General features: G+C 57.6%; 10 protein-coding genes. 9 read left to right on the plus strand and 1 reads right to left on the minus strand.

The window, feature by feature from the left end; all coding sequences use genetic code 11:
* Positions 1-17: 17 nt before the first annotated feature.
* From corC to rihA, 7 genes are all read left to right on the plus strand, one after another.
* Positions 18-896 carry a CNNM family magnesium/cobalt transport protein CorC gene (gene corC / locus DAI21_RS20525; RefSeq protein ID WP_100777214.1) on the plus strand — a complete coding sequence of 293 codons (879 nt, stop codon included), beginning with the start codon at positions 18-20 and terminating at the stop codon, positions 894-896.
* Positions 897-901: 5 nt separating this feature from the next.
* Positions 902-2,440, plus strand: coding sequence for an apolipoprotein N-acyltransferase (gene lnt / locus DAI21_RS20530; protein ID WP_100777215.1), 1,539 nt, complete (start codon positions 902-904; stop codon positions 2,438-2,440).
* A 401-nt stretch (positions 2,441-2,841) separates the two neighbouring features.
* Complete coding sequence (locus tag DAI21_RS20535; protein WP_146003453.1) at positions 2,842-3,747, plus strand: amino acid ABC transporter substrate-binding protein; 906 nt, start codon at positions 2,842-2,844, stop codon at positions 3,745-3,747.
* Between the two features lie 157 nt (positions 3,748-3,904).
* Entirely contained in the window at positions 3,905-4,645 is a 741-nt protein-coding gene (locus DAI21_RS20540) for an amino acid ABC transporter permease (RefSeq protein WP_102104168.1), read from the plus strand.
* On the plus strand, positions 4,645-5,322 hold the full coding sequence (gene gltK / locus DAI21_RS20545; RefSeq protein ID WP_100777217.1) for a glutamate/aspartate ABC transporter permease GltK: 678 nt from the start codon (positions 4,645-4,647) through the stop codon (positions 5,320-5,322). Before DAI21_RS20540 ends, gltK begins: the two co-directional genes overlap by 1 nt.
* Positions 5,319-6,044: an amino acid ABC transporter ATP-binding protein gene (locus DAI21_RS20550; protein ID WP_107704044.1), complete on the plus strand. Its 726-nt coding sequence runs from the start codon at positions 5,319-5,321 to the stop codon at positions 6,042-6,044. The genes gltK and DAI21_RS20550 overlap by 4 nt, the downstream gene beginning before the upstream one ends.
* A gap of 120 nt (positions 6,045-6,164) precedes the next feature.
* Positions 6,165-7,100 carry a pyrimidine-specific ribonucleoside hydrolase RihA gene (rihA, locus tag DAI21_RS20555; protein WP_107704045.1) on the plus strand — a complete coding sequence of 312 codons (936 nt, stop codon included), beginning with the start codon at positions 6,165-6,167 and terminating at the stop codon, positions 7,098-7,100.
* Between the two features lie 79 nt (positions 7,101-7,179).
* Here rihA and DAI21_RS20560 read toward each other — a convergent pair whose 3' ends face one another.
* On the minus strand, positions 7,180-7,662 hold the full coding sequence (locus DAI21_RS20560) for a zinc ribbon-containing protein (RefSeq protein ID WP_100777220.1): 483 nt from the start codon (positions 7,660-7,662) through the stop codon (positions 7,180-7,182).
* Positions 7,663-7,835: 173 nt separating this feature from the next.
* Here DAI21_RS20560 and DAI21_RS23100 point away from each other — a divergent pair, with 173 nt between their 5' ends.
* Together DAI21_RS23100 and DAI21_RS20565 are read left to right on the plus strand one after the other, a co-directional pair.
* Positions 7,836-8,000 carry a YnfU family zinc-binding protein gene (locus DAI21_RS23100; protein ID WP_164971751.1) on the plus strand — a complete coding sequence of 55 codons (165 nt, stop codon included), beginning with the start codon at positions 7,836-7,838 and terminating at the stop codon, positions 7,998-8,000.
* A gap of 157 nt (positions 8,001-8,157) precedes the next feature.
* Positions 8,158-16,734: a GH36-type glycosyl hydrolase domain-containing protein gene (locus tag DAI21_RS20565; RefSeq protein ID WP_107704046.1), complete on the plus strand. Its 8,577-nt coding sequence runs from the start codon at positions 8,158-8,160 to the stop codon at positions 16,732-16,734.
* The last annotated feature ends 8 nt before the right edge of the window (positions 16,735-16,742 follow it).

Genomic DNA, 16,742 nt, shown 5'->3' on the forward strand with positions numbered 1-16,742 from the left:
AACCCTTAACAAACGCCATGAGCGACGACAATTCACACAGTAGCGACACGACAACCAGTAAGAAGGGATTTTTCTCCCTCATTCTGAGCCAGCTGTTCCACGGCGAACCGAAAAACCGTGATGAACTCCTGGAGCTGATTCGTGATTCCGGGCAGAACGATCTTATCGACGAAGATACGCGCGAAATGCTCGAAGGGGTCATGGACATCGCCGACCAGCGCGTTCGCGATATTATGATCCCCCGCTCGCAGATGATTACCCTGAAACGCAACCAGACTCTGGACGAGTGCCTCGATGTGATCATCGAATCAGCCCACTCGCGTTTCCCGGTGATTAGCGAAGACAAAGATCACATTGAAGGGATTCTGATGGCCAAGGATCTGCTGCCGTTTATGCGCAGCGATGCCGAAGCTTTCAGCATGGAAAAAGTGTTACGCCAGGCGGTGGTGGTCCCGGAAAGCAAGCGCGTTGACCGCATGCTGAAAGAGTTCCGCTCCCAGCGCTACCACATGGCGATTGTTATCGATGAATTTGGCGGTGTTTCCGGCCTTGTGACTATCGAAGATATTCTCGAACTGATCGTCGGTGAAATCGAAGATGAGTACGACGAAGAAGACGATATCGAATTCCGTCAGCTGAGCCGCCATACCTGGACCGTGCGCGCGCTGGCCTCCATCGAAGAGTTCAACGACACCTTTGGCACCCACTTCAGCGATGAAGAGGTGGATACCATTGGCGGGCTGGTGATGCAGGCCTTTGGCCATCTCCCGGCGCGCGGCGAGTCCGTTGACATCGATGGTTACCAGTTCAAGGTCGCCATGGCCGACAGCCGACGTATTATTCAGGTTCACGTCAGAATGCCGGACGACTCCCCGGTGCCAAAACTGGAAGATTAATGTAAATGGCATTTGCCCCACTGCTTGAACGCCAGCGCGTCCGTTTGCTGCTGGCGCTGTTGCTCGGAGCCAGCGGAACGCTGGCTTTTTCTCCTTATGACATCTGGCCTGCCGCCCTCCTCTCACTGATGGGGTTACAAGGGCTGACGCTGAATCGCCGCCCGATTCAGGCTGCGGCCATCGGCTACTTCTGGGGTCTGGGCCTGTTTGGCTCCGGCATTAACTGGGTTTACGTCAGTATCGCCCAGTTCGGCGGTATGCCTGGCCCGGTTAACGTCTTCCTGGTGGTGCTGCTGGCGGCGTATCTCTCACTGTATACCGGTCTCTTCGCGGGGATTTTGTCGCGCCTGTGGCCGAAAACCAGCTGGCTGCGCGTGGCGATTGCGGCACCCGTGGTCTGGCAAATCACCGAGTTTTTACGCGGCTGGGTGCTGACCGGCTTCCCGTGGCTGCAGTTTGGCTACAGCCAGATCGATGGTCCGCTAAAAGGCCTGGCGCCGGTGATGGGCGTGGAGGCGATCAACTTCCTGCTGATGGTGGTGAGTGGTCTGCTGGTACTGGCCCTGGTGCAGCGCAACTGGAAACCGCTGGTCGCGGCAGTGGTGCTGTTCGCCCTTCCCTTCCCGCTGCGCTTTATCCAGTGGTTCACTCTGGAGCCCGCGCGCGCGACCCAGGTGTCGATGGTACAGGGCAATATTCCGCAGTCGCTGAAGTGGGATGAGAACCAGCTGATCAATACGCTGAAAATCTATCTCGATGCGACGCAGAAAGAGATGGGCAAATCTGACCTGATTATCTGGCCGGAGTCTGCGATTCCCGATCTGGAGATCAACCAGCAGCGTTTCCTGAGCATGATGGACGATCTGCTGCGCGCGAAGAACAGCACGCTGATCACCGGGATTGTCGACGCGCGTCTGAACAAACAGAACCGTTACGACACCTACAACACCATTATCACGCTCGGCAAAGACAACCCGTACAGCTACGAATCGGCGAATCGTTACAACAAAAACCACCTGGTTCCGTTTGGTGAGTTTGTACCGCTGGAAACGATTCTGCGTCCGCTGGCGCCGTTCTTCGATCTGCCAATGTCGTCCTTTAGCCGTGGGCCTTATGTCCAGCCGCAGCTTCATGCGCATGGCCTGGCGCTGACCCCGGCGATCTGTTACGAAATCATCCTTGGCGAACAGGTGCGCGATAACTTCCGTCCCGATACGGATTATCTGCTGACCATCTCCAACGATGCCTGGTTTGGCAAGTCGATTGGCCCGTGGCAGCACTTCCAGATGGCGCGCATGCGCTCCCTGGAGCTGGCCCGTCCGCTGCTGCGCAGCACCAATAACGGCATTACCGCTGTGATTGGTCCGCAGGGTGAAATTCAGGCGATGATCCCGCAATTCACACGCGCCGTGCTGACAACCACCGTCACGCCAACCTCCGGCCTCACGCCGTATGCTCGTACCGGCAACTGGCCGCTGTGGATCCTGACGGTTCTGTTTGGTTTTGGCGCTGTGTTAATGAGTTTGCGTCAGCGTCGTAAGTAATCCCCCAGTGCCCGGCGGCGTTTCGCTTGCCGGGCCTTCATTCCCTCATTTCCAGGCCTGGCCTGGCACGACACATCTGATACCCGGCAAATCCCCTCGACTCCCATTTCTGGCACGCCTATTGCTTTGTTAAATCACAGATTCAGTGGTTTGGCTTAACGTGCAACGTTGGCGCACCACCGCAGTTCATCGGTAGCACCGAAACGGTGCAGGCAGATATTTTTGCCTCTGAATGGTGCGGCGCGCTTCGCAAAAATAAACAATAACGCAGCAAAATCTTTACATTAAGCCAGACTAAATGTTAACAAGCTTGCATAACACTGCACTCGCATCGCGCGAGATATAACAACATCACAATGGGTATCAATGCGTCATTGGCGCAGATAATAAAGGAGTTGGGTATGCAATTACGTAAACTGGCCACAGCAATGCTGGTAATGGGGATGTCCGCAGGCGTCGTTCACGCTGAAGACGCTCCGGCTGCCGGGAGCACTCTCGACAAGATTGCCAAAAATGGCGTGATCGTGGTCGGCCACCGTGAATCTTCCGTCCCGTTCTCATACTACGACAACACGCAAAAAGTCGTAGGCTACTCTCAGGACTACTCCAACGCGATCGTAGAAGCGGTCAAGAAAAAGCTCAACAAACCTGACCTGCAGGTGAAGCTGATTCCAATTACGTCGCAAAACCGTATTCCTCTGCTGCAAAACGGCACCTTCGATTTTGAGTGTGGTTCCACCACCAACAACCTCGAACGTCAGAAACAAGCGGCCTTCTCCGACACTATCTTCGTAGTCGGTACACGTCTGCTGACCAAAAAAGGCGGCGAGATTAAAGACTTCGCAGACCTGAAAGGCAAAGCGGTTGTTGTGACCTCCGGTACCACCTCTGAAGTGCTGCTGCATAAGCTCAACGACGAGAAGAAACTGGATATGCGCATCATCAGCGCGAAAGACCACGGTGACTCTTTCCGTACGCTGGAGAGCGGCCGCGCGGTGGCATTCATGATGGATGACGCGCTGCTGGCGGGCGAACGTGCAAAAGCGAAGAAACCAGACAACTGGGACATCGTCGGCACGGCGCAGTCGAAAGAGGCATACGGCTGTATGCTGCGTAAAGACGACGCGGGCTTCAAAAAGCTGATCGATGACACCATCGCTCAGGTTCAGACCTCCGGCGAAGCGGAAAAATGGTTCGATAAGTGGTTCAAGAACCCGATTCCACCAAAAAATCTCAACATGAACTTTGAACTGTCTGACGACATGAAAGCCCTGTTCAAAGAACCAAATGACAAAGCACTTAACTAATTAGAACCATTAAGGGGCGGGATCTCCTGCCCTCTCGATTGTCGGGAAGCGCGGACAGACTATACGTTGAGTGGTCGTTCCCCACTCAGCGCGAACATTGAGCTTCTCACCAATCTTCGAGGGTAGCGCTGCTACCCTTTTTTTTCTGGAGTTTATTATGTCAATAGACTGGAACTGGGGCATTTTTCTGCAACAAGCCCCGTTCGGCAACACCACCTATCTTGGCTGGCTGTGGAGCGGCTTTCAGGTTACCGTTGCGTTATCGATAACGGCCTGGATAATCGCTTTCCTGGTCGGTTCCCTGTTCGGTATTTTACGTACCGTTCCGAACCGTTTTCTCTCTTCCCTGGGTACCCTGTACGTCGAACTGTTCCGTAACGTTCCGCTTATCGTGCAGTTCTTTACCTGGTATCTGGTCGTGCCTGAACTGCTGCCGGAAAATCTCGGCATGTGGTTTAAATCTGAGCTGGACCCGAATATTCAGTTCTTTGTCTCCTCGATGCTCTGCCTTGGCCTGTTCACCGCTGCGCGCGTGTGCGAGCAGGTGCGTGCCGCGATTCAGTCGCTGCCGCGCGGGCAAAAGAACGCCGCACTGGCGATGGGCCTGACGCTGCCGCAAAGCTACCGCTACGTGCTGCTGCCAAACGCTTATCGCGTAATCGTTCCGCCAATGACCTCCGAGATGATGAACCTGGTGAAAAACTCGGCCATCGCCTCCACCATTGGTCTGGTCGATATGGCGGCGCAGGCAGGCAAGCTGCTGGATTACTCCGCCCACGCGTGGGAATCTTTCACCGCCATTACCGTGGCCTATGTGCTGATTAACGCTTTCATCATGCTGGTGATGAACCTGGTTGAACGTAAAACTCGCCTGCCGGGCAATCTGGGGGGCAAATAATGTACGAGTTTGACTGGAGTTCCATTGTTCCCGCCATGCCCTATCTGCTCGACGGGCTGGTTATTACCTTAAAAATCACCGCCATTGCGATCGTGGTTGGTATTGTCTGGGGCACGATTTTGGCGGTCATGCGCCTGTCGAGCTTCAAGCCTTTCGCCTGGTTCGCCACCGCCTACGTCAACGTCTTCCGCTCCATTCCGCTGGTGATGGTGCTGCTGTGGTTTTATCTGATCGTCCCCGGCCTGCTGCAAAACGTGCTGGGGCTGTCGCCGAAAACCGATATCCGCCTGATCTCTGCCATGGTCGCGTTCTCAATGTTTGAGGCGGCGTACTATTCGGAAATTATTCGCGCGGGTATTCAGAGCATCTCTCGCGGACAATCGAGCGCAGCACTGGCGCTGGGGATGACCCACTGGCAGTCCATGAAGCTCATTATTCTGCCACAGGCGTTTCGCGCCATGGTCCCGCTGCTGCTGACGCAGGGCATCGTTCTCTTCCAGGATACCTCGCTTGTGTATGTGCTGAGCCTCGCGGACTTCTTCCGTACGGCCTCCACTATCGGCGAACGCGACGGTACGCAGGTTGAGATGATCCTGTTCGCAGGTGCAGTTTATTTTGCAATTAGTTTAAGCGCGTCGCTGTTGGTTACCTGGCTGAAGAAAAGGACAGTCTCATGATTTCCCTGAAAAATGTTTCTAAATGGTATGGGCACTTTCAGGTGCTGACCGACTGCTCCACCGAAGTGAAAAAAGGCGAAGTGGTTGTGGTATGCGGGCCGTCTGGCTCCGGTAAATCGACGTTGATTAAAACCGTCAACGGCCTGGAACCGGTGCAGAAAGGCGAGATTGTCGTCGATGGCACGAAGGTGAACGACAAAAATACCAATCTGGCGAAACTGCGTTCCCACGTCGGGATGGTGTTCCAGCACTTTGAGCTGTTCCCGCACCTGTCGATTATCGAGAACCTGACGCTGGCGCAGGTAAAAGTGCTTAAACGCGACAAAAAAGCGGCGCGTGATAAAGGCTTAAAACTGCTGGAACGCGTGGGGCTGTCTGCTCACGCCGATAAGTTCCCGGCCCAGCTCTCCGGTGGTCAGCAGCAGCGTGTGGCGATTGCGCGCGCGCTGTGCATGGATCCTATCGCCATGCTGTTTGATGAACCGACCTCCGCGCTTGATCCGGAAATGATCAACGAAGTGCTGGATGTGATGGTAGAGCTGGCGCATGAAGGGATGACCATGATGGTGGTGACCCACGAGATGGGCTTTGCCCGCAAAGTGGCCAACCGCGTGATCTTTATGGACGAAGGGAAAATTGTCGAAGATTCGCCGAAAGAGGACTTCTTCGCTAACCCGCAATCCGATCGCGCTAAAGATTTCCTCGCCAAAATCCTGCACTAATCAACCGGGTGCGCACTCTTCGGATTGCGCACCACTTCACGCTTTGGGTCTCTTCTTCTCGTCTGCTTCATCTTGCGGCGTTAACCTTGTCACAAAATAACGCCAAAAATGGAGCACCCTATGCCACTGCCGATCATTCTCGATTGCGATCCTGGTCATGATGACGCTATCGCGCTTGTCCTTGCCCTCGCCTCACCGGAATTAGCCCTCAAAGCCGTCACCTCCTCCGCCGGAAATCAGACCCCGGACAAAACCCTGCGTAATGTGTTACGCATGCTGACCCTGCTCAATCGCATGGATATCCCGGTGGCGGGCGGCGCGGTGAAACCGCTGATGCGCGATCTGATCATCGCCGATAACGTCCACGGCGAGAGCGGGCTGGACGGCCCGGCGCTGCCGGAACCAGGCTTTGAACCGCAACACTGCACGGCGGTTGAGCTGATGGCGAACGTACTGCGAGACAGCGACGAGCCGGTGACGCTGGTGGCGACAGGCCCGCAAACCAACGTGGCGCTGCTGCTCAACAGCCACCCGGAATTGCACGCGAAAATCGCGCGGATTGTGATCATGGGTGGAGCGATGGGGCTGGGGAACTGGACGCCCGCGGCAGAGTTCAACATTTTCGTCGATCCGGAAGCCGCAGAAATTGTCTTCCAGTCGGGCATCCCGATTGTGATGGCCGGTCTGGATGTCACCCACCGGGCGCAGATCATGGCAGAAGATATCGCGCGTTTTCGCGCAATTGGCAATCCTGTTGCCACCACGGTCGCTGAGCTGCTCGACTTCTTTATGGAATACCACAAAACCGAGAAATGGGGCTTCCAGGGCGCGCCGCTGCACGATCCGTGCACCATCGCCTGGCTGCTGAAACCGGAGATTTTCACGACCGTTGATCGTTGGGTAGGAGTTGAAACCCAGGGGAAATACACTCAGGGCATGACGGTGGTGGATTATTATTTCCTGACGGGCAATACGCCGAATACCACGCTGATGGTGGATATCAACCGGGAAGCGTTTGTAGATTTGCTGGCAGAGAGACTGAAGTTTTACGCCTAATCAGTGCGCCGGGCGGCGCTGCGATTAACCGGCCTACGGTTTTGCAGGCCCGGTAAACGTCGCGCCACCGGCGTTAATGTTACGGCTCGAAAGGCCGTCTCTGGAACTGGTCATGGCCGCATTTCGGGCAGCGCGGCAGAACGTCCGGGGTATACACCGCCAGATGGAAATGGCAGTTTTCACAGACCAGATTGCCCAGTCCAACCACCTCGCCGCTGTGATACACGCCGTGATGGTTCAGATCCTGAAACACTTCGCGCCACTCTAGCTGGGTTTTATCGGTGATATCTGCCAGCTCCTGCCACAGACTCTCTTTAATCACCCGCATAAATACGCTGTCGGTAACGTCGTTTTGACTCTCTTCGTAGCTTCGCGCGAACTCCTCAAGGTCGCGGCGCACGGCCCGCGTCACCTCTTCCACTTCGGTGCGCGTCAACTCACCCGTCTGTACAACCCGAACACGCGCCTGCTCGACAAGAGCATCAATATCACGTTCGCCGTTACGCAGGCGTTCCGTCAGTGTGGCAACCAGTTCGCGGTAAAATTGAGCAACCTTGTTCATCCTTTCGCCTCCCGGGTAAGTAACTGTCTCTAATAATAGACCTTATTTTGCCGCTGCTTTGTCAGGTCGACCACAGACCGGGTAAATTCCTGCAAAGGCGTGATGCGATACCGTGCACAGTATTTGAACAGTTCGTGCTAGGATGAAGCTCATTCATTGAAAGGTTAATCATCATGTCTCTTCTCGATTACGCAATGAAGCTTATCGGTGGCGCATCAACCACCACCGTGACTTGCCCGCACTGCGGCCTCAAGTCCTCCCACCCGACCTCCAAAATTCGTCTCAAACAGGCCATGCTGTGCCCCGGCTGTAAAGCCCTGTTTGTTGCTCCACGCTGATTGCACGCGCGCCCTTTGGCGCAACATCGGTGTTCTATACTGAAGTAAGAGTCCAGCAGCTGTTAAATCCAAGATGCCCCACACCCATCCTGAGAGAACGTTTCTGATCTGATTTCACAACTGCTCCTGCGCGTTCATGTCGCACCAGAGCAACCCTATGAAAATGAGCCTTAAATCGTGGCGGAGTCGTTCCCGTTCACTTCCGCCTGTCAACGTCTCTGCCCTGAAGGGGCACGAGCCTGTGCCAGAAAATAGTCTGCAGGCCGAGCTTTTTTCGACGGCGCAGATGGCGCGCTACGGTCAAAAACTGGCGCGTTCGCACAAGCTGTCGCCCGACAAACTGCCCTATTACCTGCTCAAACGCCTCGATGATAACGAGGCAGTCATTACGCAAAACTGCTACGACCTTAATGCCGGTAAAAAAGCGACGATAATGCCCGCCGGTGAGTGGCTGCTCGACAACTACTACCTGATTGAGGAGCAGATCCGCATCGTGCGCCAGCATCTGCCGAAGAATTTCGGCAAAGGGCTTCCGGCGCTGGCCTCCCCTCATGACTGCCCGCGAATTTACGCCATTGCCGCCGAGGCGATTGCCCATGGCGACGGGCGCTGGGACGCCACCAGCCTCACCAGCTATATTAGCGCCTATCAGCAGGAAACGCCGCTGACGCTGGGCGAAGTCTGGGCGCTGCCCGGCATGCTGCGCCTGGCGCTGATCGAGAATCTGCGCCGGGTCAGTATCGACGTGGTTAAAGCCCAGCAGGAGCGCAATCTGGCGGATAGCTGGGTCACCCGCATTTTCGAATGTGCGGAGAACACGCCCGCCGATCTGATCATGGTGATCGCCGATCTGGCGCGCTCCAGCCCACCGCTCACCAGCGCGTTTGTCGCCGAGCTGGTGCGCCGTCTGCAGGGACGCGGCAATATGCTGGCGTTACCGCTGACCTGGGTCGAACAGCGTCTGGCGGAACAGGGAGTCACTACCGATACCCTGATCCACCGCTTCAACCAGCAGTTAGCCGCCAGCCAGCTGTCCGTGAGCAACAGCATCGCGGGCTTGCGTTTGCTGAGTGAAACCAACTGGGCGGATTTTGCCGAGGCCATGAGCGTCGTCGAGCAGACGTTGCGCCAGGACCCGGCAGGCATTTATCCGCTGATGCACTTCGATACGCGCGATCACTATCGTCACGTCATTGAGGTTCTGGCGCGAGACAGCCGCTTTAGCGAGCCGGAAGTTGCCCGCCGCGTGCTGGCGCTTGCCAGTGAAAATGCGCCCGAGACACCCGGCGCCCATATTGGCTATTACCTGAAGGGCGAAGGCCGCCAGCAGCTGGAGATCCTGCTTACGGCAGATGCGTCGCGGCTGATTCGCCTGCGGCACAGCTTCAACCAGATTCCGCTGATGTCATGGCTCGGCAGCCTGAGCCTGTTGACCACCGCCGCGACGGCTGAAATTCTGCACCGCACGGCGCAGCAGGGGATGGGCTGGCTGCTGATCCTCCTCGCACTGCCGCTGATAATTGTGCTCAGCCAGCTCGCCAGCGACCTGTTGAGTGAAGCGACGACCCGTTTTCGTACGCCGCGCCCGCTGCCGCGCATGGACTTTTCCAGCGGTATTCCGCCGGAGTCAGCCACGATGGTGGTCATCCCCTGCCTGCTCACCAGCGCCGACGGAATCAGCAAGCTCATCACCCGTCTGGAAGTGTGCTGGCTGGGCAATCAGAGCGATCATCTCTGTTTCGCGCTCCTGACCGATTTTGCCGATTCAGCAGAGGAATATTCACCGCAAAACAGTGCCCTGCTCGACCAGGCGATATCACACGTTCAGGATCTCAACCGCCGCTATCCGGCCAGCCGCCCGCTGTTTTATCTGCTTCACCGGAACCCAGAATGGAACCCACAGCAGGGCGTGTGGATGGGTTATGAACGCAAACGGGGAAAACTGGCGCTGCTGAACAGCTGGTTACGCCATCCCGATAAACAGTTTTCCAGCGTCGCCGGTCTGCCAGCCCACCAGCGACCGGCGCCGATCAAATACGTGATCACGCTCGACAGCGACACTCTTCTGCCGCGCGATACCGCCCATAAGCTGGCCGCAACCATGGCCCATCCACTCAACCGGCCAGAGTATGACGCCGCGCGCCAGCGGGTGGTCAAAGGCTACGGCATTCTGCAACCGGGCATGGCGGAAGAGATGCCCCGCAACGGGCAAGGGCGCTATGCCGCCATGTGCAGCAGCATTGCGGGGAATAACCCCTATTCAATGATGTCTTCCGATATCTATCAGGATCTTTTCAACGAAGGCTCTTTCGTCGGGAAAGGCATTTACGACGTCGATATTTTTGTGCAGGCCACGCAAAACACCTGCCCGGAAAACCTGGTGCTCAGCCACGATTTGCTGGAAGGGTGTTATGCCCGCTCGGGGCTGTTAAGCGAAGTGCTGCTCTATGAGCAGTACCCGAATAACTATCTCTCAGATGTCGCGCGCCGCACCCGTTGGATCCGCGGCGACTGGCAACTGCTGAACTGGCTCAAACCGCGCGTCAGAAAAGCCGATGGCACGCGCGATAAAAACCCGCTGTCCGCCCTGTCGTACTGGAAATTATTCGACAACCTGCGCCGTAGCCTGGTTGCCCCATCCCTGTTGGCGCTGCTGTTTTGCACCCTGCTGTGGGTGCCGAATCCCCTTTACTGGCTGGGCGTGCTGGCGCTGGTGTGGCTCTTGCCCACCGGGCTGGCGGTCGCCTGGGATCTGATCAATAAACCTGCCCGGCGCCATACTGTGCAGCATCTGCTGCTGGTCGCCTCCGGCGCCCTGAAGCGGCTTTCCCGCATCGGACTGACTGTGGCGACGCTGCCTCATGAGGCCGGCTATTCTCTGTATGCTATTGCCGTCACGTTCTGGCGTCTGGGATTTAGCCACCGCAATCTGAGCCAGTGGGCCAGCTTCAGCCCAGACGACGATGTGGCAAAAACCTCACCGCTCCGCTTTTATCGCGCGATGTGGATGAATGTCGCCTGCGGCGTGGCTCTCAACGTCCTGACCGCCCATATTGCGCCGATGTTTTCCTTTATCGCGCTGCCCTTAAGCCTGCTGTGGTGCCTGACACCGCTGCTGTTGAGCTGGATGAGCCGCCAGCCTGCCCGCCGGACATTTTCCCCCAACAAGGAACAGAAGCTGCTGCTGCGCCAGACGAGCCGCGAAATCTGGGCCTTTTTTGAAACCTTTGCCACCGCGAAAGAAAACGGGCTGCCGCCGGATAACTATCAGGAGATCCCCCACCCTGTGATTGCCCATCGAACGTCGCCGACCAATATTGGCCTTTCGTTGATGGCAAACCTGACGGCGTGGGATTTTGGCTATCTGCCGATTGGCGAGGTGTTGCAGCGCGTGACGCTGACCCTGGACACGCTGGATAAAATGGAGCATTTCCGTGGGCATTTGTATAACTGGTACGACACCCAGACCCTCGCGCCCCTTAGCCCGCGCTATGTATCCAGCGTCGACAGCGGCAATATGGCGGGCCACCTGCTGACCCTGCGCGAAGGGCTGACCGCCATGCGAAATCAGCCCGTGTTAAACTGCACGCAGGTGCTGGCCGGGCTGAACGATACCCTGAGTATCCTCGAAAAACACTGGGGACAGCACGCCCCGACTGGGCTGCGGCTGTTGCGTAAACACTGTCTGAACGCTAACGCCCTGTCTCCGGCGCAGGTTTACCTCGAACTGAAGCAGATGCGTACCCAAAGCAACCATTTGACGGCGCTGTGCCATCAGGATGACAAACTGGTTCTGCGCTGGATCGAGCATTTGCAGCGCCAGCTGGTGCAGCTGTGCCATGAATGGTCGCATCTTCTGGGCTGGATAACGCCCGCCTATGACTCCCCGACGCTGCCGTCTTTGAGCGAGCTTGCTCAGGCGACGCACCGCGGTGAAGGCACGCCCTCCACTTCGGCGATTACCCTGGCACGCATGCGCCTGAATATCATTACCGAGCTGGAACAGCGGCTGAACGAGCATGCGCGGATGGATTTCACGTTCCTCTACAGCGAAGTGACCAGCCTGCTCAGCATCGGCTACAACTGCGACAGCAATATGCTGGATAAAAGTCACTACGATCTGCTTCCCTCCGAAATTCGTCTGACCAGTTTCCTCGCCATCGCCACTAACCAGCTGCCGCAGAAGAGCTGGTACGCGCTCGGCAGGCTGTTTACCACCATTGAGAACGAAACCGCCCTGATGTCCTGGAGCGGTTCGATGTTTGAATATCTGATGCCGAATCTGGTGATGCCCACCTGGCCCGGCAGCCTGCTGGACGAGATGAGCCAGTCGGCGGTAATGCGCCAGATCCATTGGGGGAAAGAGCGCGGCGTTCCCTGGGGCGTGTCGGAGTCGGGCTATCACGCCTTTGATGTGCAACAGAACTATCAGTATCAGGCCTTTGGCGTGCCGGGTCTCGGCCTGCGTCGTGGGCTGGCGGACGATATGGTCGTCGCCCCTTACGCCACGCTGCTGGCGCTGATGATTGCGCCGCAAAAAGCCTGTGACAACCTGCTCCGTCTGGAAAAAAACGGCGCGCGCGGGGAGTTCGGTTTTTATGAAGCGCTGGATTACACCCCGTCGCGTCTCGCCTCTGGACAGTTGTACGCGGTGGTGCAGTCATGGATGGCGCACCATCAGGGGATGGCGTTTCAGGCGCTGGCGCACGTCCTGCTGGATGCGCCGATGGCCGACCGGTTTATGGCCAGCACCGCCTTCCAGTCTGCCAGCCTGCTGTTGCAGGAACGAGTACCGGACGCGGTCGATCTCTATAGCCCGCGTCGTCATTTTGAGTCTCACGAAGGGCGCGTTAAACCGGTGCACTACGAGCCGAGGATTTTCACCACGCCGGACAACCTGATCCCTGAGGTTCAGCTGCTCTCGAACAGTCATTACCATCTGATGATGACCCACACCGGCGGCAGTTACAGCCGCTGGAACGATCTGGCCCTCACCCGCTGGCGCAGCGATACCACCCGCGATAACTGGGGTGCGTTCTGTTATATCCGCGATCTGCAGTCGGGCGAAATCTGGAGCAATACCTGGCAGCCGATGGGTGATGCGGACAGCAGCGACGAAGTGATCTTTACCGATGCGGGCGCGGAATTCCGGCGCACGCTCGGCTCCCTGAGTGTGAAAACTCAGGTGGTTGTGTCGCCGGAAGATGATATCGAACTGCGGCGCGTAACGCTGCTGCACCGTGGCCGCCAGCCGCGCACCATCGAGCTGACGACCTACGCCGAAGTGGTGCTGGCACCGGCGAACAGCGATCTGGCGCATCCGTCGTTCAGCAAACTGTTTATCCAGACTGAACTGGTGCCCGCTCAGAACGCCATTCTGTGCCACCGACGTCCACGCGCGCCGGATGAAAAAAGTCCCTGGTTGTTCCACATGATGGTGGTACAGGGCAGCAGTCAACCTCGCGCCTCGTTTGAAACCGACCGCGCGGCGTTTCTTGGCCACGGCAGGCATCCGGCAGATGCGCTGGCAATCGGACAAAGCGGGCCGCTCAGTAACTCCTCTGGCTCGGTGCTGGACCCGGTGCTGGCCATTCGCCAGTCGATCACCCTGCAACCCGGCCAGCCGGTCACCTTCGATATCCTGTATGGAGTGAGCGAAAATCGCCAGCAGAGCCTGACGCTGCTGGAAAAATATCGCGATCATCCGATCGCCGACCGCGTCTTTGAGCTTGCCTGGTCGCACAGCCTGGTGGTGTTGCGCCAGATTAATGCCAACGAAGATGACGCCGCCCTGTTTAACCGGCTCGCCGGTGCGATTCTGTATCCGTGCCAGGAGTTGCGCGCCGACAGCCAGACCCTCAGCCGCAATCGACGCGGCCAGTCGGGCCTGTGGGGCTGGGCGATTTCCGGCGATCTGCCGATTGTGCTGCTCAGCATCAGCAGCGAAGAGAGCATTCTGTCGATTACCACCCTGATTCAGGCGCACCGTTACTGGCGGCTGAAAGGGCTGGCGGTGGATCTGGTGATCCTGAATGAAAGCCCCGGCGGTTATCAGCAAGCGCTGCAAAATCAGATCATGGATCTGATTTTTGCCGGCTCAGAAGCGAGCCTGCTGGATAAATCGGGCGGGATTTTTGTCCGTAACGGCGAACATCTCTCCACCGAGGACAAACTGCTGCTGATGAGCGTCGCGCACCTGTATCTCGACGATCGCGCAGGCGGATTGAACGAACAGCTGGATCAACGTATTCATAGCCTTAAAACCGTGCCTGCGCCCTTTATTGCGCACGGCGGATCGGGCGTTATTCAGCATATTCCCTGGACGCCGGATACGGGACAACTGCTGCATTTCAACGGCCACGGCGGTTTTTCTCAGGATGGCCGCGAGTACCAGATTGTCCTTCGGGAAAATGCCCCGACGCCCGCCCCCTGGTCAAATGTGCTGGCCAATGCCCGTTTCGGCAGCGTGCTGTCGGAGGCCGGGCAAGCCTACAGCTGGTATGAAAATGCCCATGAATATCGCATCACGCCGTGGGAAAACGATCCCGTCAGCGACCCTGGTGGAGAGGTGTTTTACCTGCGCGACGAAGAGAGCGGCGCGTGCTGGTCGCCGACCACCTTGCCGCTTCGCGGTGAAGGGGATTACCTCTCTCGCCACGGGTTCGGCTATAGCGTCTTTGGCCACCGGGAGAGCGGCATCGACAGCGAGCTGACGGTGCTGGTCGCCGAGCATGAGCCGGTCAAACTGGCGATCCTGACGCTCAGCAACAACTCCGGGCGGACACGAAAACTCTCCGTCACCGGATACGTGGCCTGGACGCTGGGTGAATCACGCTCGCAGTCGGCCCACCATATTGTGACCCATGCGGCCAGCGTCAACGGCGGCTGCGGCGTGATGGCGAACAACTTTTACGGCGGCAACGGCAGCGGCCGTACGGCATTTTTCGCGGTCAGCGGTGCCCACTGCTCCCTGACAGGCGATCGGCGTGAGTTTCTGGGTCGTAACGGCTCCCTGCACGATCCGCTGGCGATGCGCTTGCACAGGCTGTCGGATAAAACCGGAGCCGGGCTGGACCCTTGCGGCGCGGTGCAATCGGCCGCCACGGTGATCGACGGCGATCACAAGACCTTTATTTTTGTGCTGGGAGTGGGCGACGATCCGGCGCAAGCGCAGACGCTACTCAATCGCTATCTCAACGAAGAGGCCGCCCGCGAGGAGCTGAACAACGTTCACCGTTACTGGCACAGCGTGCTCGATAACATCGTGGTCAACACCCCGGACAGTGCCGTCAATCTGCTGACCAACGGCTGGCTGCTGTATCAAACGGTGGCCTGTCGTCTGATGGCGCGCAGCGGGTACTATCAGTCCGGCGGCGCATTTGGTTTCCGCGATCAGCTCCAGGATACGCTGGCCCTGAGCCACGCCGCGCCTGAACGCCTGCGGGACCAGATTGTGCTGTGCGCTTCCCGGCAGTTTATCGAGGGCGACGTGCAACACTGGTGGCATCCACCGCACGGCAACGGCGTGCGCACGCGCTGCTCGGATGATTATCTCTGGCTGCCGCTGGCGGTTTGTCACTATGTCGAGACTACCGGGGATAACGGCGTGCTTGAGCAACAGATTCCTTATCTGGAAGGCCGTCTGCTTCAGCCCGGTGAAGAGTCGGTTTACGACACGCCGATAGTGAGCGCCGTCGAAGAGACGCTGTGGCAGCACTGCGTGAAAGCCCTGCGTCATGGTTTGCAGTTCGGACAGCACGGTCTGCCGCTGATGGGCGCGGGCGACTGGAATGACGGAATGAACCGGGTCGGGATCGAGGGGAAAGGGGAAAGCGTCTGGCTTGGGTTCTTCCTGTACGACATTTTGCAGCGCTTCGCGGATCTGGCTGAACAGCGTCAGGACGGGACGATAGCGGAACTGTGCCGCACCCAAGCCTCACGTTTGCAGAAAAACCTGGAGGCTTCCGGCTGGGATGGAGAGTGGTATCGTCGCGGCTATTTTGACGGCGGCGAACCGCTGGGGTCGAAGGCCTCTCAGGACTGCCGAATTGATGCCATCGCCCAAAGCTGGTCGGTACTCTCCGGAGCCGCCGATCCGGTGCGCAGCGCGCGGGCGATGCAATCGCTGGATAAGCTGCTGGTGGATAACGACGCCGGGCTTATCAAACTGCTGACGCCACCGTTCGATGGCCACGGCCCGAATCCGGGCTACATTCAGGGCTATCTGCCCGGCGTGCGGGAAAACGGCGGGCAATATACCCACGGTGCGATCTGGGCGGTGATGGCGTTTGCCCGAATGGGCAATACGGAGCGGGCGTGGCAGCTGTGGTCGATGATCAATCCTATCAACCACGCTTTAACGGCCGATGACGTTGAACGGTATAAAACCGAGCCTTACGTCATGAGCGCCGACGTCTACAGCGTCGCGCCGCATAGCGGACGTGGGGGCTGGAGCTGGTATACCGGTTCAGCGGGATGGGCCTATCGCCTGCTCACAGAGGAGTTGCTGGGGATAAAACGCTACGGTGAAACCTTTGTCGTACATGCGCAGTTACCGCATGACTGGCCGTCACTCAACATGACGTATCAGCATGGGAATAGTCAGTATCACATAACGGTTTCGCGGGGTGATGAAGCCTACCAGGTACGACTTGATGGCGTTATGCTGCCTGATGACCGCATTCCGCTGATGAAGGATGGGCAATCTCATACGGTTGAGATTGTTCAGAATTAATTTCTGAA

This window comes from Lelliottia sp. WB101 (assembly GCF_003051885.1).
In the GTDB taxonomy this organism is placed as follows: Bacteria; Pseudomonadota; Gammaproteobacteria; order Enterobacterales; family Enterobacteriaceae; genus Enterobacter; species Enterobacter nimipressuralis.

Bases quoted from the DNA above. Each gene is read 5' to 3' on its own strand.
- corC (WP_100777214.1), top strand. From the start codon at position 18: ATGAGCGACGACAATTCACACAGTAGCGACACGACAACCAGTAAGAAG.
- lnt (WP_100777215.1), top strand. From the start codon at position 902: ATGGCATTTGCCCCACTGCTTGAACGCCAGCGCGTCCGTTTGCTGCTG.
- DAI21_RS20535 (WP_146003453.1), top strand. From the start codon at position 2,842: ATGCAATTACGTAAACTGGCCACAGCAATGCTGGTAATGGGGATGTCC.
- DAI21_RS20540 (WP_102104168.1), top strand. From the start codon at position 3,905: ATGTCAATAGACTGGAACTGGGGCATTTTTCTGCAACAAGCCCCGTTC.
- gltK (WP_100777217.1), top strand. From the start codon at position 4,645: ATGTACGAGTTTGACTGGAGTTCCATTGTTCCCGCCATGCCCTATCTG.
- DAI21_RS20550 (WP_107704044.1), top strand. From the start codon at position 5,319: ATGATTTCCCTGAAAAATGTTTCTAAATGGTATGGGCACTTTCAGGTG.
- rihA (WP_107704045.1), top strand. From the start codon at position 6,165: ATGCCACTGCCGATCATTCTCGATTGCGATCCTGGTCATGATGACGCT.
- DAI21_RS20560 (WP_100777220.1), bottom strand. From the start codon at position 7,662: ATGAACAAGGTTGCTCAATTTTACCGCGAACTGGTTGCCACACTGACG.
- DAI21_RS23100 (WP_164971751.1), top strand. From the start codon at position 7,836: ATGTCTCTTCTCGATTACGCAATGAAGCTTATCGGTGGCGCATCAACC.
- DAI21_RS20565 (WP_107704046.1), top strand. From the start codon at position 8,158: ATGAAAATGAGCCTTAAATCGTGGCGGAGTCGTTCCCGTTCACTTCCG.